Origin of the sequence: Gordonia aichiensis NBRC 108223 (assembly GCF_000332975.1) — a bacterium.
Taxonomy (GTDB): domain Bacteria; phylum Actinomycetota; class Actinomycetes; order Mycobacteriales; family Mycobacteriaceae; genus Gordonia; species Gordonia aichiensis.
In genome coordinates, this window is record NZ_BANR01000005.1 from 227,233 (window position 1) to 250,619 (window position 23,387).

At 65.3% G+C, this 23,387-nt stretch carries 22 protein-coding genes; 10 read left to right on the forward strand and 12 right to left on the reverse strand.

Going from position 1 to position 23,387, the window contains the following annotated elements; genetic code table 11:
- Positions 1–15: 15 nt before the first annotated feature.
- Positions 16–1,062, forward strand: a complete 1,047-nt coding sequence (locus tag GOACH_RS08325; RefSeq protein ID WP_005173307.1) for an alpha/beta fold hydrolase — start codon at positions 16–18, stop codon at positions 1,060–1,062.
- Positions 1,063–1,110: 48 nt separating this feature from the next.
- Here the strand turns inward: GOACH_RS08325 and pgl are convergent, their stop codons facing one another.
- From pgl to tkt, 5 genes are all read right to left on the reverse strand, one after another.
- On the reverse strand, positions 1,111–1,863 hold the full coding sequence (gene pgl / locus GOACH_RS08330) for a 6-phosphogluconolactonase (RefSeq protein WP_005173309.1): 753 nt from the start codon (positions 1,861–1,863) through the stop codon (positions 1,111–1,113).
- The gene (locus tag GOACH_RS08335; RefSeq protein WP_005173311.1) at positions 1,860–2,777 is read right to left on the reverse strand and encodes a glucose-6-phosphate dehydrogenase assembly protein OpcA; all 918 of its coding nucleotides are present in this window, start codon (positions 2,775–2,777) and stop codon (positions 1,860–1,862) included. The genes pgl and GOACH_RS08335 overlap by 4 nt, the downstream gene beginning before the upstream one ends.
- Positions 2,778–2,857: 80 nt before the next feature.
- Positions 2,858–4,393 (reverse strand): glucose-6-phosphate dehydrogenase, encoded by a 1,536-nt coding sequence (zwf, locus tag GOACH_RS08340; protein WP_005173329.1) that lies wholly within the window; start codon positions 4,391–4,393, stop codon positions 2,858–2,860.
- Positions 4,394–4,398: 5 nt separating this feature from the next.
- Positions 4,399–5,520 (reverse strand): transaldolase, encoded by a 1,122-nt coding sequence (gene tal, locus GOACH_RS08345; protein ID WP_005173332.1) that lies wholly within the window; start codon positions 5,518–5,520, stop codon positions 4,399–4,401.
- A gap of 95 nt (positions 5,521–5,615) precedes the next feature.
- The gene (gene tkt / locus GOACH_RS08350) at positions 5,616–7,694 is read right to left on the reverse strand and encodes a transketolase (RefSeq protein ID WP_005173335.1); all 2,079 of its coding nucleotides are present in this window, start codon (positions 7,692–7,694) and stop codon (positions 5,616–5,618) included.
- 357 nt (positions 7,695–8,051) lie between these two features.
- Here tkt and GOACH_RS08355 point away from each other — a divergent pair, with 357 nt between their 5' ends.
- Positions 8,052–9,065 (forward strand): heme o synthase, encoded by a 1,014-nt coding sequence (locus GOACH_RS08355; RefSeq protein ID WP_005173341.1) that lies wholly within the window; start codon positions 8,052–8,054, stop codon positions 9,063–9,065.
- A 44-nt stretch (positions 9,066–9,109) separates the two neighbouring features.
- Here GOACH_RS08355 and GOACH_RS08360 read toward each other — a convergent pair whose 3' ends face one another.
- From GOACH_RS08360 to GOACH_RS08370, 3 genes are all read right to left on the reverse strand, one after another.
- A complete protein-coding gene (locus tag GOACH_RS08360; RefSeq protein WP_005173344.1) occupies positions 9,110–10,072 on the reverse strand; it encodes a quinone oxidoreductase family protein in 963 nt (320 codons plus the stop codon).
- A gap of 77 nt (positions 10,073–10,149) precedes the next feature.
- The gene (locus GOACH_RS08365; protein WP_005173346.1) at positions 10,150–10,668 is read right to left on the reverse strand and encodes a phosphoribosyltransferase; all 519 of its coding nucleotides are present in this window, start codon (positions 10,666–10,668) and stop codon (positions 10,150–10,152) included.
- 53 nt (positions 10,669–10,721) lie between these two features.
- Positions 10,722–11,603, reverse strand: coding sequence for an SDR family NAD(P)-dependent oxidoreductase (locus tag GOACH_RS08370; RefSeq protein ID WP_005173348.1), 882 nt, complete (start codon positions 11,601–11,603; stop codon positions 10,722–10,724).
- A 108-nt stretch (positions 11,604–11,711) separates the two neighbouring features.
- On the opposite strand from GOACH_RS08370, the gene GOACH_RS08375 reads away from it, so the two are divergent.
- Positions 11,712–12,086, forward strand: a complete 375-nt coding sequence (locus GOACH_RS08375; protein ID WP_005173350.1) for a hypothetical protein — start codon at positions 11,712–11,714, stop codon at positions 12,084–12,086.
- A 25-nt stretch (positions 12,087–12,111) separates the two neighbouring features.
- On the opposite strand, the gene GOACH_RS08380 is transcribed toward GOACH_RS08375, so the two are convergent.
- From GOACH_RS08380 to mptB, 4 genes are all read right to left on the reverse strand, one after another.
- Positions 12,112–13,125: a COX15/CtaA family protein gene (locus GOACH_RS08380; RefSeq protein ID WP_005173353.1), complete on the reverse strand. Its 1,014-nt coding sequence runs from the start codon at positions 13,123–13,125 to the stop codon at positions 12,112–12,114.
- Positions 13,122–13,928, reverse strand: coding sequence for an ABC transporter permease (locus GOACH_RS08385; protein ID WP_005173356.1), 807 nt, complete (start codon positions 13,926–13,928; stop codon positions 13,122–13,124). Before GOACH_RS08385 ends, GOACH_RS08380 begins: the two co-directional genes overlap by 4 nt.
- Positions 13,925–14,896: an ABC transporter ATP-binding protein gene (locus GOACH_RS08390; RefSeq protein ID WP_005173359.1), complete on the reverse strand. Its 972-nt coding sequence runs from the start codon at positions 14,894–14,896 to the stop codon at positions 13,925–13,927. The genes GOACH_RS08385 and GOACH_RS08390 overlap by 4 nt, the downstream gene beginning before the upstream one ends.
- Positions 14,897–15,002: 106 nt before the next feature.
- Positions 15,003–16,784, reverse strand: a complete 1,782-nt coding sequence (gene mptB / locus GOACH_RS08395) for a polyprenol phosphomannose-dependent alpha 1,6 mannosyltransferase MptB (RefSeq protein ID WP_052003956.1) — start codon at positions 16,782–16,784, stop codon at positions 15,003–15,005.
- A 128-nt stretch (positions 16,785–16,912) separates the two neighbouring features.
- On the opposite strand from mptB, the gene GOACH_RS08400 reads away from it, so the two are divergent.
- The 7 genes from GOACH_RS08400 to GOACH_RS08430 all read left to right on the forward strand — a co-directional run bounded on the left by GOACH_RS08400 (position 16,913) and on the right by GOACH_RS08430 (position 23,360).
- On the forward strand, positions 16,913–17,701 hold the full coding sequence (locus GOACH_RS08400; RefSeq protein ID WP_083859038.1) for a helix-turn-helix transcriptional regulator: 789 nt from the start codon (positions 16,913–16,915) through the stop codon (positions 17,699–17,701).
- Complete coding sequence (gene sufB, locus GOACH_RS08405; protein ID WP_005173366.1) at positions 17,698–19,131, forward strand: Fe-S cluster assembly protein SufB; 1,434 nt, start codon at positions 17,698–17,700, stop codon at positions 19,129–19,131. Before GOACH_RS08400 ends, sufB begins: the two co-directional genes overlap by 4 nt.
- Entirely contained in the window at positions 19,131–20,342 is a 1,212-nt protein-coding gene (sufD, locus tag GOACH_RS08410) for a Fe-S cluster assembly protein SufD (RefSeq protein ID WP_005173374.1), read from the forward strand. Before sufB ends, sufD begins: the two co-directional genes overlap by 1 nt.
- 78 nt (positions 20,343–20,420) lie before the next feature.
- Complete coding sequence (sufC, locus tag GOACH_RS08415; protein ID WP_005173377.1) at positions 20,421–21,194, forward strand: Fe-S cluster assembly ATPase SufC; 774 nt, start codon at positions 20,421–20,423, stop codon at positions 21,192–21,194.
- 3 nt (positions 21,195–21,197) lie between these two features.
- On the forward strand, positions 21,198–22,496 hold the full coding sequence (locus GOACH_RS08420; RefSeq protein ID WP_005173381.1) for a cysteine desulfurase: 1,299 nt from the start codon (positions 21,198–21,200) through the stop codon (positions 22,494–22,496).
- A gap of 1 nt (position 22,497) precedes the next feature.
- Positions 22,498–22,968 carry a Fe-S cluster assembly sulfur transfer protein SufU gene (gene sufU, locus GOACH_RS08425; RefSeq protein ID WP_005173383.1) on the forward strand — a complete coding sequence of 157 codons (471 nt, stop codon included), beginning with the start codon at positions 22,498–22,500 and terminating at the stop codon, positions 22,966–22,968.
- On the forward strand, positions 22,965–23,360 hold the full coding sequence (locus tag GOACH_RS08430; RefSeq protein WP_005173385.1) for a metal-sulfur cluster assembly factor: 396 nt from the start codon (positions 22,965–22,967) through the stop codon (positions 23,358–23,360). The genes sufU and GOACH_RS08430 overlap by 4 nt, the downstream gene beginning before the upstream one ends.
- Positions 23,361–23,387 lie beyond the last annotated feature (27 nt).

The window sequence follows — 23,387 nt, forward strand, 5'->3', positions numbered from 1 at the left end:
AAGGCGGACCACGCGATGCCCATGCCGACCGATGCGCAGATTTTCGAGCTCGGTGACTTCACGCTGCAGTCCGGTGTGACGTTGCGCGATGCGAGACTCGCGTACAAGACGTTCGGAAAGCTCAACGACGACAAGAGCAACGTGGTCGTCTATCCCACCTGGTACTCGGGATGGCACACCGACAACGAATGGCTGGTGGGCACCGACAAGAAGGCACTCAATCCGGACGAATGGTTCATCGTCATTCCCAACATGCTCGGAAACGGACTGTCGACGTCGCCGTCGAATGCTCAGGTGCCCTACGACCACGCCAGGTTTCCGCTCGTGACGTTCTACGACCAGGTCGAGGCGCAGCATGCGTTGTTGACTGCACTCGGCGTGTCCTCCATCGAACTGGTCACGGGATGGTCGATGGGCGCGGGCCAGACCTATCAATGGGCGGTGAGCTATCCGGAGATGGTTCAGCGGGCGGCTCCGTTCTGCGGCTCGAGTGTCACCGCGCCGCACGACAAAGTGTTCTTGGAGTCGCTAGAGGTGGCGATGATGGCAGATGCGGCGTGGTCCGACGGTGATTATGATCCGGCCTCGCCGCCGATCAAGGGGCTTCGTGCGTTCGCACGAATATACGCAGGGTGGGGTTTCTCTCAGGCGTTCTACTGGCAAGAACAATGGCGCACAATGGGATTCACCTCATTCGACGACTTCGTGCTCGGGTTCTGGGAGGCGTTCTTTCGCGATGGACGAGATCCCAACAACCTGATCTCGATGCTCAGGACCTGGCACGCGGGCGATGTCGGCCAGACACCCGGCTTCGACGGTGACACCCAGGCAGCGCTGCGCTCCATACGATGCCCGGTGCTGGCGATGCCGGCAGAGAAGGACCTGTACTTCCCTCCCGAGGACGAGGTCTGGGCCTCGCAGTTCATCGAGCGCGGCGACGTGACCGTCATCCCCGGTGTGTGGGGTCACTTCGCAGGTGGAGGCGCAAACCCGGTTGACATCGACTTCATCGATGGCAAGCTCGCCGAGTTCCTGTCGAAACCAGGGCTCGCAGATCTGTGATTGCTCGCGGGGACCAGGGAAACCGGACGGGTCGCGGCAGGGGGCAGCCTAGACGGAAAGTTTGCCCGCCGCCGCGTCGTCGAGGAACCACACCGTCTCCGACGTTCCGTGCGCGCCCGCGCACGGCCAGTCGTCACGCGACGCGCCGGAGTGCGCGGCCGCCACGGCGTCGGCCTTGTCCGCGCCGGATACCAGGAACCACACCTGCGCCGATCGATTCAGGGCGGGGAAGGTCAGCGTGACGCGGCGCGGTGGCGGTTTCGGAGAGTCCTCGACCGACACCACCGTGCGGACGTTCTCGGCAGTGGCCGCGGCGTGCGGAAACAGCGAATTGATGTGCCCCTCGCCGCCCATCCCGAGCAGATGTAGGTCGAAGGCGGGGGAGACGCCGTCGTCGGCATTCGCTGCGAGTGTTGCCGCGTAGTCCGATGCCGCAGCCTCGATGTCGTCGCCGAAGGCCCCGTCGGACGCCGCGACGGGATGCACCCGCGCCGGATCGACAGGTACGTGCGTGAGGAGGGCGTCGAAGGCTTGTCCCACGTTGCGTTCGGGATCGTCGCCAGGGACGAAACGCTCGTCGCCCCAGTAGAAGTCGATCCGCGACCAGTCCAGCTCGCCGGTGTCGACGTCGCCTCCGGGTGCGAGGGCACGCAGGATGGCGATTCCGTTGCTACCCCCGGTCAGCACCACCGATGCGATCCCTCGCTCGCGTTGAGCGCGGGACACGACGTCGACGAACCGCGTTGCGGCCGTGGTGGTGAGCATGTCGCGATCGTCGAACACCAGTGTCTCTGTCGTCATACGGGAGCTCCCTGTGCCTGTAGTTCCACCGCGCCGCGGAGGGCCAGTTCGTATATCTCGTCGGTGTCCAGCCTGCGTAACTCCTCGGCCAAGCAGATCGGCAGATCGCGGTGCATCATCGCCACCCGACCGTCGGGTTTACCGGGCGCGCTCAGCACGGCGTTGCCGTTCTGATCGATCGACATCACCGTGGTGCCCTCGTCGCGATGCAGACGCACCTCGAAGCTGCCGATGTTGCGTTGTGTCGGCACGTTGAGCGTCGAACGAAGCCATCCCGCAAGCAGATCCACGCTCGGTGAGATCGCCGGTCCGGTGACCTCTGCGCCGGTGATCGGAGTATGTGGTGGCCGCTCGACCGCGGACGCGAGCAGCGCGCGCCATGCGGTGATCTGCGTCCACGCGAGGTCGGTGTCACCGGGGGAGTAGGTCGCGAGTCTGCGCGCGAGCACGGTCTCCGGATTCGCCGACTTCGTCGCGTCGAGAATCCGGCGCCGGCCGATGCGGCCCATCGTGTCCTTTGCGGGATCCTCGGGCGCCGCACCGGGCCACCACGTGACGATTGGCGTGTCCGGCAGTAGGAAAGGCGTGACGACGCTTCGCGGGTGATCCGCAAGTTCCCCGTGCAGCGTCAACAACACCACCTCGGACGCACCCGCATCCCCGCCGACACGGATCTCGGCGTCGAGACGCGATTGCTCGTCGCGTGGATCGCACGAGATCACGATCACGCGACTGGGGTGCTCGCTGCTGGCGCCGATGGCGGCTTCGATCGCTGCCTCCGTCGGTTCGCCGTGCTCGGCGACCACAACCAGGGTCAGGACCCGGCCTAAACTGATCGCACCGCCGGCCTCGCGGACCATGACGATCTTTTTGGCGACCTCGTTGGTCGTGGTGTCGGGCAGGGTGACGATCATCGGTGCCTCCTCGGCGCGTGCGGTGACCTGCTGGGCGGTGTCTGGTCCTCATCCATCGGGAACGACGGAGTGTTCTCGGGTCAGGGTCGACGCCACGATCGGCCGGTTCTGGCCATCATCTCGTCCGCGGAGTCCGGTCCCCAGGTACCCGACTCGTAGGTGTCGGGGCGCCCCGACTGCGCCCAGTGCTCGAGTACAGGATCGAGGATCTTCCATGACAACTCGACTTCGTCGTTGACCGGGAACAGGGACGGCTCGCCGAGTAGGACGTCGAGGATGAGACGCTCGTATGCCTCGGGCGACGCCTCCGTGAACGCGGTGCCATAGCTGAAGTCCATGTTCACGTCGCGGACCTCCATGCTCGACGCGGGGACCTTCGACCCGAACCGCAGCGTGATGCCCTCATCCGGTTGCACGCGGATGACGAGCGCGTTCTGCGACAACTCCTCGGTCATCGTCTTGTCGAACGGCAGATGTGGCGCGCGCTTGAATACCAGGGCGATTTCGGTGACCCTGCGCCCCAAGCGTTTCCCGGTACGCAGGTAGAACGGCACACCGGCCCAGCGTCGCGAGTCCACCTCGAGTGCGATCGCCGCATACGTCTCGGTGATCGAGTCGGCGCTGAACCCCTCCTCGTCGAGCAGTCCAGGCACCTTCTGGCTTCCCTGCCAGCCGGGGCCGTACTGGCCGCGGGCAGTGTTCTCGTCGAGCGGCAGGATGTTGGTCGTCGCCGAGAGCACTTTGATCTTCTCCGCCTGCAACTGCTTGGGTTCGAACGAGATGGGCTCTTCCATCGCCACCAGCGCCATGAGTTGGAGCAGGTGATTCTGGATCACGTCGCGCGCGGCGCCGATCCCGTCGTAGTAGCCGGCGCGCCCACCGAGTCCGATGTCCTCGGCCATGGTGATCTGGACATGGTCGACGTAGTGCGAACTCCACAGCGGGTCGAAGAGTTGGTTGGCGAAGCGCAGCGCGAGGATGTTCTGCACCGTCTCCTTGCCGAGGTAGTGGTCGATGCGGAAGACCGACGACTCCGGGAACACCGCGTTGACAATGGCATTGAGTTCCTTCGCGGACTGCAGATCATGTCCGAAAGGTTTCTCGATCACGACGCGTCGCCAGTTGTCGCCCTCCTCGGACGCCAACCCGCTGCGTTCGAGCTGCTCACAGACCGTCGGAAAAGCGTTGGGCGGAATCGACAGGTAGAACGCGTGATTACCGTCGGTCCCGCGCTCCTTGTCGAGGCGGAGCAGCGTCTCCTGCAGGCGGTCGAAGGCGGCGTCGTCGTCGAACGAACCCTGGACGAAGCGGAACCCCTCCGACAGCCGCTCCCACACCTCCTCCCGGAATCCGGTGCGGGCGTGCTCGCGTACGGCATCGTGCACGACCTTGGCGAAATCCTCGTCGTCCCAGTCGCGTCTGGCGAACCCGACCAGCGCGAACCACGGCGGCAGCAGTCCACGATTGGCGAGGTCGTACACCGCGGGCATGAGCTTCTTGCGTGCGAGATCTCCGGTCACGCCGAAGATCACGAGGCTGCAGGGCCCGGCGATACGGGGGAGACGTTTGTCACGCGGATCACGGAGCGGGTTCTTCCAGCCCGCGGTGTCTGCCACCTACGTCAGCTCTTCTTCGCGGCGGACAGCTGCTCCTCGGTCGCGCCGAGGAGGTCGGTCCACGCGTCGACGAACTTCTGCACGCCCTCGTCTTCGAGAACTTTGAAGACATCCGAGAAGTCAACGCCCGCAGCCGAAATGGCATCAAAAACCTTGCGGGACTCCTGCGCGCGGCCCACGATCGACTCGGTGTCGACCCAGCCGTGGTCTGCGAAGGCGTCCATGGTCTTGCGCGGCATGGTGTTGACCGTATTCGGCGCGACGAGCTCGCTGACGTAGAGCGTGTCGGCGTAGTCGGGATTCTTGGTCCCCGTCGACGCCCACAACGCGCGCTGTGGTTGTGCGCCCTGTTCCCGCAGGGCGGGGAACCGCGAATCGATCTCGAACACCTGCTGGTAGGCGTGGTACGCCAGCCTCGCGTTGGCGAGCGCGGCGGATCCCTTCAGCTGTACAGCCTCAGGAGTGCCGATCGCGTCGAGACGCTTGTCGACCTCGGTGTCGACCCGGGAGACGAAGAACGAGGCGACAGAGTGGATCTTCGAGATGTCGTGGCCTGCGGCGAGCGCGGCGTCGAGCCCGTTGAGATAAGCGTCCATCACTTCCTGGTACCGCTCCACCGAGAAGATCAGGGTGACGTTGACGCTGATGCCTTCAGCGAGTGTGCGGGTGATCGCAGGCAAGCCGTCCTTGGTCGCCGGGATCTTGATCAGCGTGTTGGGCCGGTCGACGATCTTCCACAGCTCGACAGCTTGAGCGGCGGTTTTCTCGGTGTCGTGCGCCAGGCGGGGATCGACCTCGATCGACACTCGTCCGTCGAGTCCGTTGGTGCGGTCGAAAACCGGACGCAGGACATCGCAGGCGTTCCGGACATCGTCGGTGGTGAGTGTGCGGACCGCACTCTCGACGTCGGTGTCGCGCGCCGCCAACTCATTGACCTGGTTGTCGTAGGCGGTTCCCTTCGACAATGCGGCCTGGAAGATCGACGGGTTGGTCGTCACACCGACCACCGATTTGGTGTCGATGAGCTCCTGGAGCTGTCCCGAGCCGATCAGGTCTCGGGACAGGTCGTCCAGCCACACCGAAACCCCGGCTGCGGACAATTCTGCGAGCTTCTCGTTCTGTGTCACGGTTATCTCCTCCGGCAGTGCGTTCCTTGTGGGACGCAACAACTGTGTTGCCTCGGTTGGGATTTCGATGTTGAGTTGTGGATTGATCGCGGCGCTCAGCCGGCGACCGCGCGCAGCGCGGCCGCGACGACCGCTTCCGCGGTGATGCCGAACTTCTCGTACAGCACCTTGTAATCGGCGGATGCGCCGTAGTGCTCGAGCGATACGATCTGATCGCCCTTGCCCACCCAGCGGTACCACGGCATCGCGATACCTGCCTCGACCGACACCCGTGGTACTGCGGGAGGCAGTACCGAGTCGCGGTAACCCTGTGGCTGTTCGTCGAACCATTCCATGCTCGGCATGGACACCACGCGGGCCGCGATTCCCTTCTCGGCCAGAGTCTTCTGCGCGTCGAGAGCCAACTGCACCTCGGACCCGGTGCCGATGATGACCACCTGGGCGTCGTCGTCGGAGTCACTGAGCACATACGCTCCGGCGGCGACCCCCTCCGCCGACGTCCCCTCGAGGACCGGAACGTTCTGACGTGTCAGGACCAGGCCGACGGGACGATTGCGGCGCGTCATCAGGTGGGCCCACGCCGCAGCGGTCTCGTTGGCATCGGCGGGACGCACGACGTCGAGGTGGGGGATGGCGCGCAGTGCGGCGAGATGCTCCACCGGTTGGTGGGTGGGGCCGTCCTCGCCGAGACCGATGGAGTCGTGTGTCCACACGTAGATCGGGTCGATCTCCATGAGCGAGGCCAGTCGCACCGACGGACGCATATAGTCGGCGAACTGCAAGAACGTACCGCCATACGCTCGCGTCGGGCCGTGCAGCACGATGCCGGAGAGCACCGCGCCCATCGCGTGCTCACGAATGCCGAAGTGCAGCGTGCGGCCGTACGGGTTGGCCGACCACTTCTTCGTCGAGATCGCGGTGGGACCGAAGGACGCGGCACCGTCGATGGTGGTGTTGTTCGAGCCCGCGAGGTCGGCGGATCCGCCCCACAACTCCGGAAGGATGCCGCCGAGGGCGGAGAGTACCTTGCCCGACGCCGCGCGGGTCGCCAGGTCTTTGTCGCCGGGAGCCCAGGCCGGCAGCACGTCGCGCCATCCGTCGGGCAGTTCGTGTGCCTGCAACCGGTCGAAGAGCTTCTTGTTGTCGGGGTTGGCACTTGCCCAGGCGTCGAAGGCCTTCGTCCACGTCTCCTTGGCCTCGACCCCGCGCTCGACGAGCTTGCGTGTGTGACCGATGACTTCTTCGGAGACGTCGAAGTTCTTGTCCGGATCGAACCCGAGGGCCTTCTTGGTCTTGGCGACCTCGTCGGCGCCGAGCGCCGAGCCGTGGACGGCGCCGGTGTTCATCTTGTCGGGCGCCGGGTAGCCGATGATGGTCCGCACGCAAATGAGCGAGGGCTTGTCGGTGACCTGCTTGGCCGCATCGATAGCAGCTTCGATGGCGACGACGTCCTCGCCGCTCTCGACCGTCTGCACATGCCAGCCGTAGGCCTCATAGCGCAGTGCGGTGTTCTCGCCGAGCGCGATGGTCGTGTCGTCCTCGATCGAGATCTGGTTCTGGTCGTAGAACACGATCAGATTGCCCAGCTCCTGGGTGCCCGCCAGCGACGACGCCTCGGATGTCACGCCCTCCTCGATGTCGCCGTCGGAGGCGATGACGTAGATGAAGTGGTCGAACGGACTGGCACCGGGAGCGGAGTCGGGGTCGAAGAGCCCGCGCTCATAGCGCGACGCCATGCTCATGCCCACGGCGGAGGCCAGCCCCTGCCCCAGGGGCCCGGTGGTGATCTCGACGCCGTTGGTGTGGCGGAACTCCGGGTGTCCGGGGGTCAGCGAATCCCACGTGCGCAATGCCTCGAGATCGGAGAGCTCGAGGCCGAATCCGCCGAGGTAGAGCTGGATATAGAGGGTGAGACTCGAGTGTCCGCACGACAGGACGAAGCGGTCGCGCCCGACCCAGGTCGTGTCGACCGGGTCATGTCGCATCACGCGCTGGAACAGTGTGTACGCGAGGGGCGCGAGGCTCATCGCGGTGCCGGGATGACCGTTGCCGACCTTCTGGACGGCGTCTGCGGCGAGCACACGAGCCGTGTTGACCGCGCGCGTGTCCGCGTCGGACCAGTCATCGGGGTAGGCCGCCTCGGTGCGTTCGCGGATCTCGTCGGTGTCAGCCACGTGTGCCGTCTCCTGTACGTGTCGGTGTGCTTCGGATGTTGAGTGCTCGGGATGTCGGGTGCTGTGAACGTCGATGTACTGATGCCTGTGGTGCAAATGTGCTGGGCTTGCGCGAATGCTCGTGCGCGTCACGCCCCTGTGCTCTGCAGGGCCCGAAGACCCACGATCTCCAGAGTAATCGGCTCACGGCAACGGTGTGGCGGGGTGGCCGGTAACGATCGGCCTGTCAGTTCGTCGTTGCTGGTCGGCGGCACCGCCACGACTCGATTCTTTGATCGAACACCCCAACGTCTACCATGCTGAGTAGTAGTCGGAGATGCCCGAGAGCCGAATCGTCGGCGGGGCAGGGGAGATGACGTGAGGATCGGTGAGCGTGTGAGCGGAGATGGTTCCGCCACTTCTCGCGGCACGTCCGAGGTGGAGTCTGACCGCCCCGTCAGCGAATCGAACACGACCGCCGACACAGGCGCCCTCGCACGCGTGCGCGGAATGGTGATGGCGTACATCGCGCTCACCAAACCTCGTGTCATCGAGCTGCTGCTGGTGGCGACGATCCCGGTCATGCTGCAGGCAGATCGAGGACATGTCGACCTGAGAATTATTGCGTTCACGCTTCTCGGTGGATGGCTGGGCGCCGCGAGCGCGAACACGTTGAACATGGTCGTCGATGCCGACATCGACAAGAAGATGCGACGGACCGCCAAGCGGCCGTTGGCCCGTCACGCGGTGACGCGACTGAATGCGCTGATCTTCGGCATTCTGCTGTGGGTGGCGTCGTTCGCGGTGCTCTGGTGGGCGGCCAATCTGCTCAGCGCACTACTCGTGTCGGCGACGATCATCTTCTACGTCGGCGTGTACACGATGATCCTCAAGCGCCGTACCTGGCAGAACGTGGTCTGGGGTGGCGCTGCAGGCTGCATGCCGACCCTCGTCGGCTGGGCGGCTGTCACCGGATCGTTGAGTTGGCAGCCGATCGTGCTGTTCGGCGTCATCTTCTTCTGGACGCCTCCGCACACCTGGGCACTGGCGATGCGCTACCGCGAGGACTACAAGGCAGCGGGCGTGCCGATGCTGCCGGTCATCGCCACTGAGGAGCGGGTGACCCGTCAGATCGTCGTTTACACATGGCTGACCGTGATCTGCTCGTTCCTGCTCATCGGGGCGGCGAGCTGGATCTACGCCGCGCTCGCGGTGTTGGCGGGCGTGTGGTTCCTCAACCGGGTGCACAAGCTCTACCGCGACACCCGGCGCGGCGTCGAAGTCACGCCGTTGAAGGTGTTCCTGCAGTCGAATGAGTACCTTGCGGCACTGTTCTGCGGTCTCGCTATCGACGCGGTGGTCAACCTGCCCACCATCGCCAGTTACTTCTGACCGGTCCGCGCGGGGCAGCATCCCTTCGCCGGGCGTCAGGGGAGTCAGGGGATGAGTGCTGTCGCCCCGGTGGTGACGCGGCCTTCCAGATCGGTTTGCGCTTGTGCGGCATCGGCGAGGCGGTACTCCTGTCCGACCCGGGCATCCAGTCCGTCGAGCACGGCGTCGAAGTACTCACCCGACCGCCAGCGCAGTTCATCGGTGTCGGCGATGAAATGGCCGAGCGTAGGACGTGTCACCGACAGGGAACCCGCTGGATTGAGTCTCTGGATGTCGAACGGCGGCACTGGCCCGCTCGCGGCCCCGAACACGACGACGATCCCGCGGACAGCGGTAGACGCGAGTGATTGCTCGAAGGTGTCGGCGCCCACACCATCGTAGACAACGGGGACGCCCTTGCCGTCGGTCAGATCCCGAACCTGTGCGACGAGGTCGTCGCCATATCGCAGGACGTGGTCGGCGCCCGCCTTCTTCGATAGCTCCGCCTTCTCGTCGGTCGAGACTGTGGTGATCACAGTGATGCCCCGACGCTTGGCGAGCTGTGTGAGGATCAGGCCGACCCCACCGGCGCCCGCGTGTACCAGAATCGTGTCGCCCGCAGCCGGGTGCGCGCTGCCATCGAGTAGATAGTGCGCGGTCAGGCCACGCAGCATGGTCGCTCCTGCCACGACGTCGGGGACGCCGTCGGGGACCGGAATAGCTCGCGCCGCGCTCACCGCGACGAGTTCGGCGTAGGAACCCGGCGCGTCGACCCACGCGATTCGTTGTCCGGGCTCGAGGTCGGTCACCTCACTGCCGACCGCGACGATCTCGCCCGCACCCTCTGCGCCCGGCACGTAGGGCGGTGTCGACGGGTACATGCCGCGCCGCAGATACGTGTCGATGAAGTTGACGCCGACCGCGGTTGTCCGTGCGATCACTTCGTCGGGTGCGGGAATCGGGTCGTCGACCGTTCCGTAGTTGAGTACGTCGGGACCGCCGTGATGTGTCACCTGAATCGCGCGCATGACTCGTTTCTACACGCTGCTGTTCTCAGCCATCTGTCGGTATCCGAGGACAGCAGTGAACGCCCGACGAAGCGGGGCTAGGGGTTCGATTCGCTGCTGTTGGTGCGGGTGGTGACAACTGGCGGATCGACCGACCACGGAAAGTTGATCCACTTGTCGGTGGTGCGCCAGCAGTAGTCGGGAGTCGTGATCGTGTGCGGCTTCTGGTAAATCACCGCATTGCGAACCTCGGCCACGCGGCCCTGTTGTTCGCAGAAATCGTCGACCAGCTTGAGCGTCTTTCCCGAGTCTGCGACGTCGTCGACGACCAGTACCCGCTGGTCGTGCAGTCCGCTGCTCTCGAGCAGAGACGGGAGCAACACGGGTTCGGACAGTGTTTCACCGATGCCGGTGTAGAACTCGACGTTGAGCGAGAGCATGAGCTTGCAGTCGAGGGCATAGGCGATCGCTCCCGCCGGGATGAGTCCGCCGCGCGCGATGCCGATGATGATGTCGGGCACGTACCCGTCGTCGGCGACCAGCTGCGCGAGCTCGCGGCACGCGACACCGTTGAGTTCCCAGGTGAGTACCTCGCGCTCCGGCGCGGACGAGTTCATACCTGACAACTCTGCCAACTCTGCGGCCGATGCACATCTCGAACCGTCGGGGTTCAGGCGGTGAGGTTCGCGCTGTCTCCGCCGGTGACGGCGATGGAGGTTCCGGAGACCATACGTGCACCGTCGGAAGCGAGGAACACGACGGCGGGCGCGATGTCCTCGGGTTCGATCCACGGCACGCCGAGCGGAGACTTCGACGCCAAGCCCTGCTCTGCCTGTTCTTCGTCGCGACGTTCGTCACCGCTTGCGGTTTTGCCGGACGACTCGAGCGCCTGTTCGTAGCGGCTCTCGCGACGTGTGAGCGGGGTGTCGATCAGGCCCGGCACCACCGCGTTCACGGTGATGCCGTAGGCCCCGAGCTCGAGGGCTGCTGACTTCATCAGACCGAGGAGCCCCCACTTCGACGCCGAATAGGCGGCACCGTCGAGGGTTCCGTGCTGTCCCTGTGTCGACGACGTGATGATGATGCGGCCGCCGCCGCGCTCCTTGAGCAACGGCGCAGCGACGCGGATGACGTTGGCGGTTCCTGTCAGATTGACGTCGATCTGGTCGCTCCAGTCGGCGTCGGACATGTCCAGTAACGGTACGAACGCCTGGATTCCCGCGTTCGCGTGCACGACGTCGATGCCGCCGAACGTCTCGACGATCGTGGCGAAGCCCTTCCGGAGGGCGACGATATCTCGTTGATCGAGAACGAGGGGCAACCACCGCGCACCCGCTTCGGGCGCACCCGCTTCGGCGACCTTTCGACCTGTCTCGTCGAGATCCGCGCGGGACGAGGGCACGAGGTCGGGGATGTTGCTGACAGGGCCGGCTATGTCGATACCTGCGACGTCGAACCCTGACGTCGCTAGCGCGACTGCGCTGGCCCGTCCGATACCGCGCGCTGTACCGGTGACGACGGCGACCTTTCGAGATGGCTCGTGTGCGCCCATACCGACCGACGGTACGCGCGACCGGGCCGTGAGAGGGACCTCAGGCTGGACGGCTGCCGACAATCTGCGGCGAAGTGTCAGGACCTCGACCGGTATGCTCTACAGACCATGAGCGACGAGCAGCCGACCGAGACCACCGAGACCGCTCCGCGTACAAAGGCGCCCACGGGCGTCGTCGCGTCGATCAAGAAGTTCGTCGCGGCTGAAGGGGGCGCCGCGACGGCAGTCCTGCAGCCGATCGGCACGGCAGGAGTCCGCATCACCTTGGTGGGGGAGTCGAATGGCTATCTCGGCGACCGGGTCGTGGACGACCTCGCGACAGCCAACGCCGTCGTCGACGCGGTTCCCGGTCTCGAGGTCGGCGAGTGGGATCGAGAGCTGACGTCGCAGGCCACTGTGTCGCCCGAGCACTACCGCAAGATGGCCGGGTGGGTTGCACATTCCGAGCGCTTCCCGAAGGCGCGCAACAGCGCGATTCTCTGAGCCCACGGTCACCGGGGGTGACCGGTCACCCGATGGACGAGCCAACCACCTCGCGCTGATCTCGCCCGAACCACAACACCAGCCAGGTGGCGCCGATCATGAGAAGTGCGCTTCCCAGCATGTGCGCGATGACCAGTGCCATCGGGAGGTCGGTCGCGTATTGGACACCGCCGATCACGCCCTGCAGTGCCAGCAGCGCTACGTAGACGAGCGCGGCAGGGCTCTGCGGCATACGTAGCACGCGTGTGGTGACCGCGACCGCCAGCGCCAGACCCACCAGAATGAAGACGAAATCGGCGTGCAGCTGAGTCATGGCGCCGGGGTCGAGTCCGTTTCGGGGAGCGTCGGCGTCACCGGCGTGCGGGCCCGAGCCGGTGACCACGGTGCCGATGTAGATGGTCGCCCAGGTGAATGCGTATATCAGCCACGAGAGCGCGCCGCCGAGTCGGGCGGCCACCAGGTTGGTCGTCTTCTCGCGCGTGCGCGGGGAGGTCCGGAACACCAGTACCGTCGCCGCCGACACCAGTGCCATCGACAACACGAAGTGCAGTGAGACGACCCACGGGTTCAGATCGGTGAGCACCGAGATGCCGCCGATGACCGCCTGGAACGGGATGCCGAGGGCGATGAGTGTGGCCAACCATCGATCACCGCGCGTCGAGTCGCGCCCGCGGAATACGGCAAGCCACGTCGCGATGGCGACGATGACCAGGACCCAGGTCAGCATGCGGTTGCCGAACTCGATGGCACCATGCATCCCCAGCGCCTGGTGGGGCACGAACGATTCGTCGGTGCACTGCGGCCACGTCGGACAGCCCAGACCCGAGCCGGTCAGGCGGACCGCGCCGCCGGTCACGACGATGCCGACATTGACCACCAGCTGCGCGATCGACCAACCGTGGATGAATCGCGCGGTGGGGGTGCCGAAGCCGGGGACGCGAGCGAATCGGTTCCGTGGCGTTGGCTTCGACCCGGGGTCGCGAGTCGCGGTGTCGGGCGCCGCGGCTGCACGTTCGGTGCGTGTGTCTGATGTCGTCATTGGAATCGGAACCACCTCACTGCCAGCGCCGAGCCGAGAACGGCCCAGGCCAGCAAAACCACCACACCGAAGACGTCAACGCGTCCATCGGCGGCTTGCTCTAATGCTTCGGTCAGCGCTCCGGACGGCACGATACGTGCCACCCACCACACTGCATCAGGGACACGGGACGACATCACCACGAGGCTGCCGATGCCGACCATTGCGAACCACAGTAGATTCGCGAGTGCGAGGACAACCTCGGCTTTGAGCGTGCCGCCGAGGAGTAATCCGAGCGCACAGAACGCAGCCGTCCCGAGTGCGATGGTCAGGGCGCCGATCAGCAATCCCACGGGCTCGGGTCGCCATCCAAACGCGACGCCGATCGCTCCGAGCAGGATCGCCTGTGCGATCACGACGATCACCACGGCCATTGCCTTGCCCGCGATGATCCCCCATCGCGGAATCGGCGTCGCCCCAAGTCTTTTCAACGCGCCGTAGCGGCGATCAAAACCGACCGCGATGGCCTGTCCGGTGAACGCCGTCGACATGACAGCCACCGTCAGGATCGCCGGCACGAAGGTGGCGGCACGCTCGGCGTTGGTCGTGCCGAGGTCGGTGTCGAGTGGTAGTAGACACAGCCCGACCAGCAACGTTATCGGGATGAACATGGTCAGCAGCAGCTGTTCGCCATTGCGGAGCAGCAGGGTCAGCTCGAGCCGCGTCTGGGCGGCGAGCATGGCGGGCAGGGATGCGGGTTGCGGCCGCGGTGCGAAAGTCCCGGGTGGGAACTGCGACGTCGACGGTGTGCGTGCGGTGGTCATCGGCGCAACTCCCGCCCGGTCAGATCGAGGAAGACGTCTTCGAGGCTGCGTGTCTCGACGCGGAGGTCTGTTGCAAGGACGTTGATCTTGGCGCACCAGGCGGTCACTGTCGCCAGCACCTGTGGCGTCACATCGCCGCTGACCAGGTAATTACCGGGTACTGGCTCGCTACAGCAGTAGTCCTCAGGCAACGCGAGTTCGAGCATCGTGAGGTCAAGACCTCGGGGCGCTGTGAAACGCAGTTCGTTCTCCGCCCCACGACTGGTCAACTCGGCAGGTGTGCCGTTCGCGACGACCTTGCCGTGGTCGATGATGACCACATGGTCGGCGAGTTCTTCGGCTTCGTCCATGAGGTGGGTGGTGAGCAAGACCGAGACACCGTCGCCGCGCAGACGATCGATGATCTCCCAGACGACCAGGCGCGCCTGGGCGTCGAGTCCCGCCGTCGGTTCGTCGAGAAAGACCAGCTCCGGCCGACCGACGATCGCGCATGCGAGCGACAGCCGTTGCTGCTGTCCGCCGGAGAGGCGTCGGAAAGGCGTTCGTGCGGCCGACTCGAGGCCGAGTGCGTTCAGAAGCCAATCAGGGTCGATGGGGTCGGCCGAATACGCCGCGCACAGGCGAAGCATCTCCTCGGCGCGGGCACCCGGGTATGCGCCGCCACCCTGCAGCATCACGCCGATGCGCGTGCGGAGTCTGTCATTGTCGCGCCACGGATCGAGACCCAGTACGGAGACGGTGCCCTCGTCTGCGTGCTGGAACCCTTCGCATATCTCCACTGTTGTGGTCTTGCCCGCCCCGTTGGGTCCGAGGAGCGCGAGAACAGTCCCGGTGTCGAGATCGAGATCGAGACCGTCAACAGCGGGCCGGTCACCGAACCGCTTGACCAATCGACGGATGCTCAGTGCTGCGTCGGCCTTCGTCGCCGCGTCCGTGGGGACCGAGCGGCGAGTGCGACGATCGGTCATCTGATCGTCTGCCGGAGATGATGAGGGTGAAGCCGTGCCGCGCACACGCCAAGACTATGCGGTGAAGGGGCCCGGAGAGAAAACGACTCCGACGCCGACATAGCTGTCACGAGTCGGTGCCAGGTGCCGAGCGGCTGCGTCTGTGCCGGGTGAACGGCAGATCCTCGAAGAACAGCGCCGTGAGGACCGCGACCATGATCACACCGGCGAGTAAGCCTTGCGCGAGGACCACACCGCTGGTGTTGGAGCTCGTCGGCATGACCACGATCGCGATGATCGCCGACGCCGCGATGCTCAATACGCGGAACCACGGACCGGTTGCCCACGCCGCGAGCGGGATGACGGCCCACAACAGATACCAGGCCTGCACGAACGGGAAGAACAGCACCACGGTGGCCATCGCGATGCCGAGTCCGCCGAGGGGATGCAGCCGTCCGGCCAGCGTCGCCAGCATCCATCTGACGACGAAGATCGCGGCGATGAGCTGTCCGATCGGGCGCGCGACGTCGAGGATGGCCTGGGTCTGGTCGCCGAGGCCCAGCCATACGCCGACCCTGCCGGTGCTCACCGACATGAGCGTGGGCATCGACATCCAGCTTCGGACGATCTCGCCTGTCGACAGTGTCGTCGTCCAACCGAAACCGAGTCCTGTGCCGAGGCAGATCCCCCCGACGACTATGGCGAGAATCACGAAGAGGACTCCGGCAGACGCAGCGAGTGCGCGCACGGACTGGCGCGACCGGGTCCACCACGTGCTGACCGGGGCATGACGCAGCGCAGGCAAGGTGGCGCCCCATCGTCGGGCGAGGGCAACGCCGACGAATCCGAGGGCGAGCATCGATGTGACCTTCACCATGGACGACGCAGCGATCACCGCAGTGCCTGCGATGAGCAGCCACCCCGCCCGGCTCGGCCAGAAACCGGACCCACGGAGGCGGTCGGCACTGTAGATACCCGCGAAACAGAGTTCGAGTCCGACGAGCATCAGGCCGAGCATCAGGGCCTCGTTGTGAATACCTCCGACGAGATGCAGGATCACGAGCGGATTCATCGCGCCGAGCCACAACGCCGCAACACCCGACACACCGCACCGACGGGCCAGTCGGGGGAGCGCCCACACGATCAGGACCACGCCGAGTAGCGCAACGAGCCGGTGCAGGAAGATCGCCGCCGTGATGTTGTCGCCGGTGATCTTGGTGATGCCCTCGCCGATCCAGATGAAGAACGGCCCGTAGGGCGCGGGGGTATCGCGCCACAGGTTGGGGACCGAGCGCGTCAGTACATCGTCGACGCCGAGCCCGCGAACCGGGCTCACGACGTACGGATCCATCCCGCGTTTGGCAATCGCACTCTGGGCCAGATAGGAGTAGATGTCCTTGCTGAGCAGCGGAGGCGCGACGAGGATCGGCGCGATCCAGAGCAACAACGTGCTGTCGGCTTGTCGTCGCGTCATGCGCCGCTGCGGACTCCGGCCCTCGAGTACCTCGACGCTGAACCTGCCGACGGCGAAACGCCCGATCATCAGCCACGCGACGACGAGCATCAGGGTTCCACCGATCGACATCGTCAGTGCCGTGCTCCACATGCGTGACGGCAGCGATAACAGCCGCATGCCCGCGACGGGATTCTGCAATACGGGGATCTGGCCAGTTCCCAGTGAGCCGATCAGCAGGAGCACCGATCCGGTAGCGCCGAAGATCTTGATCCGAAAGAGTCTCCGGTTTTCCTCGGCATTGAGCGGGCCGACTTCCTGCTCGGTCTCGTGCAGCGTCGCGACCGATCGGCCGTAGTCGCCGGTTGTGTCCGTATCCGTGTCCTCGTCCTCCGGTCGCTGAGACTTCAGCCCGAGGTACGTCGCGGCGCGACGCAGGACACTGGTTTCTGGCACACGACGACTGTAATGGGTGCCCGCGAAGCCCACTTCGACGCCGCTCCGCAGCGGTGCTGCGGCCGGCGATTAGGTCACCCTTGCTGGAAGCGGGGAAGTAATTACGTCACACTGGCGTTGTGAAAACCATGCGGAGAGATGCTGTGCTGCCTCCCGACAGCGCCCGTCCCGGTGTGGTGGCGCCAGGAGTAGTGGCTGACGCGGGGGCCATGCACGCCGACGGGCAGACCCGTGCTGCCGTGGTGTCGCTACTCGTCGAGGACGGGCCGCTCACCGCGGGTGAGATCGCCGAGCGGTTGGGGATCAGCCCTGCGGGAGTGCGTCGTCACCTCGATGCGCTCGTCGATGCGGGTGATGTCGAGCTCGCCTCGCCGGGTTTCGGTCGGGGCGGGGAGCGTGGTCGGGGCAGGCCTGCGAAGTGGTTCCAGCTGACCGCAACCGGCCGCGGCAAACTGCAACACGCATACGACGACCTCGCCGGTGCGGCGATGCGCAAACTGCGCGACATTGCAGGCGAGGAAGCGATCGGTGAGTTCGCGCGCGACCGGATCGAGGGAATCGTCGACGGGGTACGCCCGGTGGCGGAGTCCGGATCGGTCGTCGACACCGTCGGTGAGATCGCCGACGCCCTCACCAGCGCGGGATACGCAGCCAACACCCGGTTGGTCGGTTCCGGCGTTCAGATCTGCCAGCACCACTGCCCCGTGGCACACGTCGCGGCGGAGTTCCCCGAGCTCTGTGAAGCAGAAACTGCGGCGTTCACCGAACTCCTCGGCACGCACGTACAGCGTCTCGCGACGATCGCCAACGGCGATTGCGCGTGCACAACGCATGTCCCCCTGATGATCGGCGACATCCAGCCCAGCGGTACCCCAGTCGCCGACCCCACGCAGACGAGTCGAAAGGCCTCGCGATGACAGTTACAGATGGACAGGCTCCTCTGACACAAGAGGAGACCATCGCCTCACTCGGCACCTACGGATACGGGTGGGCCGATTCCGACGTCGCAGGCGCGAGCGCACAGCGCGGGCTCTCCGACGCCGTGGTCGCCGACATCTCGGCGAAGAAGAGCGAACCCGAGTGGATGCTCGAGAACCGCCTCAAGGCGCTGCGCATCTTCGACCGCAAGCCCATGCCGCATTGGGGCGCCGACCTCGACGGCATCGACTTCGACAACATCAAGTACTTCGTGCGCTCGACCGAGAAGCAGGCCGCTTCCTGGGACGATCTGCCCGAGGACATCAAGAACACCTACGACAAGCTGGGCATCCCCGAGGCCGAGAAGCAGCGTCTCGTCGCAGGCGTTGCCGCGCAGTACGAGTCCGAGGTGGTCTACCACCAGATCCGCGAGGACCTCGAGGCACAGGGTGTGATCTTCCTCGACACCGACACCGGACTCAAAGAGCACCCCGAACTGTTCCGCGAGTACTTCGGTTCGGTCATCCCGGCGGGCGACAACAAGTTCTCCGCACTGAACACCGCGGTGTGGTCGGGCGGCTCGTTCATCTACGTGCCGCCGGGCGTCCACGTCGACATCCCGCTGCAGGCCTATTTCCGGATCAACACCGAGAACATGGGTCAGTTCGAGCGCACATTGATCATCGTCGACGAGGGCGCTTACGTGCACTACGTCGAGGGCTGCACCGCGCCGATCTACAAGACCGACTCGCTGCACTCGGCCGTCGTCGAGATCATCGTGAAGAAGGGCGGCCGCTGCCGATACACGACCATCCAGAACTGGTCGAACAACGTCTACAACCTGGTCACCAAGCGTGCCAAGGCGGAGGCAGGCGCGACGATGGAGTGGATCGACGGCAACATCGGCTCCAAGGTCACGATGAAGTACCCGGCCGTGTGGTTGACCGGTGAGCACGCCAAAGGCGAGGTGCTCTCGGTCGCGTTCGCCGGTGAGGGCCAGCATCAGGACACCGGGTCCAAGATGGTTCACCTCGCACCGCACACGTCGAGCAACATCGTGTCGAAGTCGGTCGCCCGTGGCGGTGGTCGCGCGTCCTACCGCGGACTGATCAAGGTCAACAACGGTGCGCACGGCAGTCGTTCGACGGTGAAATGCGACGCCCTGCTCGTCGACACGATCAGCCGAAGCGACACCTACCCCTACGTCGACATCCGCGAAGACGACGTGACGATGGGTCACGAGGCCACCGTGTCGAAGGTCAGCGACGATCAGCTCTTCTATCTGATGAGTCGCGGACTGACCGAGGACGAGGCGATGGCCATGGTCGTTCGCGGTTTCGTCGAGCCCATCGCCAAGGAACTGCCGATGGAGTACGCGCTCGAGCTCAACCGCCTCATCGAACTGCAGATGGAAGGAGCCGTCGGCTGATGGCTGACCCCACGATCCCGGTCACCGCGCCGGGTACCACCGGCGCGCCCGTCAACCGCGGCGAAGCCGCCCCGGCCAATAAGGGCGAACTGTTCACCTCGTTCGACGTCGATGCGTTCGAGGTCCCGAGTTCGCGTGAAGAGGCGTGGCGTTTCACCCCGTTCCGACGTCTACGCGGCCTGCACGACGGGAGCGCGAAGGCCGACGGCCGGGCTGTCGTCACCGTGGCCGGGCTGGGCGACGGAGTGACCGTTGACAGCGTCGGCCGCGACGATCCGAGGCTCGGCGCCGGCGGCGTCCCGTTCGATCGTATTGCCGCGCAGGCCTACTCGTCCTTCACCGAGGCCACGGTGATCACCGTCGGCCGTGAGGTCGAGTTGGGCGAACCCGTGATCATCACGCTCGAGGGTCCCGGTGTCGGCACGACTGCCTTCGGGCACGTGCAGATCCACCTCGAGCCGTTCGCCCGTGCGGTGATCGTGCTCGACCAGAAAGGCAGCGGGACGTACGCCGAGAACGTCGAGTTCATCGTCGACGACCAGGCGGCACTGACTGTCGTCAACGTGCACGACTGGGCCGACGACGCCGTGCACGTGGCCGCACATCACATCAAGGTCGGACGCGACGCCGTGGTGCGGCACTTCGCCATCAGTCTCGGCGGCGACCTCGTCCGACTCTCCCCACTGGTGCGCTATGACGCGCCGGGCGGTGACGTCGAACTCTGGGGGCTCTACTTCGCCGACGCCGGGCAGCATCTCGAACAGCGCCTGCTCGTCGACCACAACCAGCCGAACTGTCGCTCGAACGTGGTGTACAAGGGTGCGCTGCAAGGGGATCCGTCCGGTGACCGCAGTCGCGAGGCGCACACCGTCTGGATCGGCGATGTGCTCATCCGACCGGAAGCGGAGGGGACCGACACCTTCGAGCTCAACCGCAACCTGGTACTCACCGACAACGCGCGCGCCGACTCGGTGCCCAACCTCGAGATCGAAACCGGCGAGATCATCGGCGCCGGACACGCCAGCGCCACGGGCCGATTCGACGACGAGCAGTTGTTCTATCTGCAGGCGCGCGGGATCCCGGAGGATCAGGCCCGCCGACTGGTTGTCCGCGGCTTCTTCGGCGAGGTGATCGCGAAGATCACCGTGCCAGAACTGCGCGACCGGCTCGCTGCCGCCATCGAACACGAACTCGAGATCTCCGGCGCCTGACGGCCTACCCGATTACATCCGCGTGATCGAGCCGCCCACCGCGCTGATCGAGATCACCAGCCCAGAAAGAAAAACACCATGAGCACACTCGAAATCCGAGACCTCCACGTCGACGTCGCGCAGTCGGACTCCGACGCCGAGCCGATCCACATCCTCAAAGGCGTTGACCTGACCGTGAAGTCGGGTGAGACCCACGCACTGATGGGCCCCAACGGTTCCGGCAAGTCGACCCTGTCGTATGCGATCGCCGGCCATCCCAAGTACACCGTGACCAGCGGCTCTATCACACTCGACGGTGAAGATGTCCTGTCGATGAGTGTCGACGAGCGCGCCCGCGCCGGTCTCTTTCTCGCGATGCAGTACCCGGTCGAGGTGCCTGGCGTCTCGATGTCGAACTTCTTGCGCACGGCCGCGACCGCGGTCCGCGGGGAGGCCCCTAAGTTGCGCCACTGGGTCAAGGAGACCAAAGAGGCGATGACGGCACTGGAAATCGACCCGTCGTTCGCCGAGCGCTCGGTCAACGAGGGCTTCTCCGGTGGCGAGAAGAAGCGCCACGAGATCCTGCAGCTCGACCTGCTCAAGCCGAAGTTTGCGATCCTCGACGAGACCGACTCCGGTCTCGACGTCGACGCACTGCGTGTGGTCAGCGAGGGCGTCAACACCTACAAGGCCGAGGAGAACGGCGGCATCCTGCTGATCACGCACTACACGCGAATCCTCCGCTACATCAAGCCCGACTTCGTGCACGTGTTCGTCAACGGACGCGTCGTCGAATCGGGTGGCCCCGAACTCGCCGACGAACTCGAAGACAGCGGTTACGTCCGGTTCACGACAGCCGCAGCGGCGGGCTGAGCCATGTCGACCGAGACCGTGGCCGCCCAGGCGTCAACGCTCGACGTCGACGCCATCCGAGCCGATTTCCCGATTCTGGCGCGCACCGTGCGCGACGGAAAGCCGTTGGTCTATCTCGATTCCGGTGCCACCTCACAGCGTCCTGTGCAGGTACTCGACGCCGAGCGAGAGTTCCTGACCACCCACAATGCGGCAGTGCATCGCGGCGCGCACCAACTCTCCGAGGAGGCCACCGACGACTACGAGGGTGCGCGCGAGAAGATCGCCGCCTTCGTGGGAGTCACGGCGCCCGAAACGGTGTTCACCAAGAACGCCACCGAGTCGTTGAACCTCGTCACCTACACGCTCGGCGACGACCGGAGCGCTCCGCTGTTCGGCGGTCGCAGGCTCGGTGAAGGCGACACCGTCGTCATCACCGAGCTCGAGCACCACGCGAACCTCGTTCCGTGGCAGGAGTTGTGCCGACGCACCGGGGCCACACTGAAGTGGTATGGCGTCACCGACGGTGACGACGGAGACGCGGGCCGGATCGACCTCGACTCGCTCGAACTCGACGACAGCGTGAAGGTTGTCGCGTTTACCCACCAGTCGAACGTGACCGGGGCGGTGGCCGATGTCGACGAACTGGTGCGGCGGGCCCGTGCAGTCGGCGCGTTGGTGGTCCTCGACGCCTGCCAGTCGGTCCCGCACATGCCCGTCGACTTCCGGGCTCTCGACGTCGACTTCGCGGCGTTCTCCGGGCACAAGATGCTCGGACCGTCGGGGGTCGGTGTGCTGTACGGCAAGGCCGAACTCCTCGCCGCGTTACCGCCGTTCATCACGGGCGGGTCGATGATCGAGACCGTCACGATGGAGGCAACCACCTACGCCGACCCGCCGCAGCGGTTCGAGGCAGGCGTACCCATGACCTCGCAGGTCGTCGGTCTCGGTGCTGCCGTTGACTACCTGGCCGCGATCGGCATGGACGCTGTTGCCGCGCACGAGCACTCGCTCACCGAGCACGCAGTGCGTGCGCTCGACGAGATCGACGGGTTGCGGATCATCGGACCCACGAACACCGAGAACCGTGGTGGTGCGGTGTCTTTCCTGGTCGATGGAATCCACGCCCACGATCTCGGACAGATTCTCGACGACGAGGGCGTAGCGATCCGCGTCGGACATCACTGCGCATGGCCCCTGCACCGGCGCTTCGGAGTTGCAGCCTCGGCGCGCGGATCGTTCGCTGTGTACAACACGCACGACGAGGTCGATGCGCTCGCAGCGGCAATCGTCAAGGCGCAGAAGTTCTTCGGAGTCATCTGACATGCGTATGGAGCAGATGTATCAGGACGTGATCCTCGATCACTACAAGCATCCGCACGGACGCGGATTGCGCGAGCCGTTCGGTGCCGAAGTCCACCACGTCAATCCGACGTGTGGCGATGAGGTGACCCTGCGCGTGTCGTTGTCCGACGACGGCAACACCGTCGCCGACATCTCGTACGACGGCCAGGGCTGCTCGATCTCCCAGGCGTCGACGTCGGTGCTGTTCGATCAGCTCGAGGGCGCCAGCGTCGACAAGGCGTTGGAGACGGTCGCGTCGTTCAACGCCATGATGACCTCTCGTGGCTCTGACGAGGGTGACGAGGACGTCATCGGCGACGGCATCGCATTCGCCGGAGTGAGCAAATACCCGGCACGCGTCAAATGTGCACTCCTGGGCTGGATGGCCTTCAAGGACGCGCTCGCCCAGTCGGTCGAAGAACGCGAATCAGAACAGGTGGAGACCTCATGACAGACCAGCCGACAACCGAGACCCCTGCAGCAGAGAGTGCGGCACCAGAATCTGCCGTGGCCGAGCCGAACACCTCGCTGCCACAGCTCGACGACGTCGAGGAAGCGATGCGCGACGTCGTCGATCCCGAACTCGGCATCAACGTCGTCGACCTCGGACTCGTCTACGGCATCGAGATCACCGACGACGCGGTGGCCAAGATCGACATGACCCTGACGTCGGCGGCGTGTCCACTGACCGACGTGATCGAGGACCAGTCCCGCGCGGCGCTGATCGGCAGCGGTTTGTGCACCGAGCTGGAGATCAATTGGGTGTGGCTACCGCCGTGGGGGCCCGACAAGATCACTGACGACGGGCGCGAACAGCTACGCGCGTTGGGTTTCACCGTCTGAGAATTCGCTTGCGCCCCGCGCATAGGC

Bases quoted from the DNA above. Each gene is read 5' to 3' on its own strand.
- GOACH_RS08420 (WP_005173381.1), top strand. From the start codon at position 21,198: ATGTCGACCGAGACCGTGGCCGCCCAGGCGTCAACGCTCGACGTCGAC.
- GOACH_RS08380 (WP_005173353.1), bottom strand. From the start codon at position 13,125: ATGACGACATCAGACACACGCACCGAACGTGCAGCCGCGGCGCCCGAC.
- GOACH_RS08365 (WP_005173346.1), bottom strand. From the start codon at position 10,668: ATGAACTCGTCCGCGCCGGAGCGCGAGGTACTCACCTGGGAACTCAAC.
- sufU (WP_005173383.1), top strand. From the start codon at position 22,498: ATGCGTATGGAGCAGATGTATCAGGACGTGATCCTCGATCACTACAAG.
- GOACH_RS08400 (WP_083859038.1), top strand. From the start codon at position 16,913: ATGCGGAGAGATGCTGTGCTGCCTCCCGACAGCGCCCGTCCCGGTGTG.
- GOACH_RS08325 (WP_005173307.1), top strand. From the start codon at position 16: ATGCCCATGCCGACCGATGCGCAGATTTTCGAGCTCGGTGACTTCACG.
- pgl (WP_005173309.1), bottom strand. From the start codon at position 1,863: ATGACGACAGAGACACTGGTGTTCGACGATCGCGACATGCTCACCACC.
- GOACH_RS08335 (WP_005173311.1), bottom strand. From the start codon at position 2,777: ATGATCGTCACCCTGCCCGACACCACGACCAACGAGGTCGCCAAAAAG.
- sufB (WP_005173366.1), top strand. From the start codon at position 17,698: ATGACAGTTACAGATGGACAGGCTCCTCTGACACAAGAGGAGACCATC.
- GOACH_RS08360 (WP_005173344.1), bottom strand. From the start codon at position 10,072: ATGCGCGCGATTCAGGTGACACATCACGGCGGTCCCGACGTACTCAAC.
- GOACH_RS08370 (WP_005173348.1), bottom strand. From the start codon at position 11,603: ATGGGCGCACACGAGCCATCTCGAAAGGTCGCCGTCGTCACCGGTACA.
- GOACH_RS08390 (WP_005173359.1), bottom strand. From the start codon at position 14,896: ATGACCGATCGTCGCACTCGCCGCTCGGTCCCCACGGACGCGGCGACG.
- sufD (WP_005173374.1), top strand. From the start codon at position 19,131: ATGGCTGACCCCACGATCCCGGTCACCGCGCCGGGTACCACCGGCGCG.
- GOACH_RS08375 (WP_005173350.1), top strand. From the start codon at position 11,712: ATGAGCGACGAGCAGCCGACCGAGACCACCGAGACCGCTCCGCGTACA.
- GOACH_RS08430 (WP_005173385.1), top strand. From the start codon at position 22,965: ATGACAGACCAGCCGACAACCGAGACCCCTGCAGCAGAGAGTGCGGCA.
- GOACH_RS08385 (WP_005173356.1), bottom strand. From the start codon at position 13,928: ATGACCACCGCACGCACACCGTCGACGTCGCAGTTCCCACCCGGGACT.
- sufC (WP_005173377.1), top strand. From the start codon at position 20,421: ATGAGCACACTCGAAATCCGAGACCTCCACGTCGACGTCGCGCAGTCG.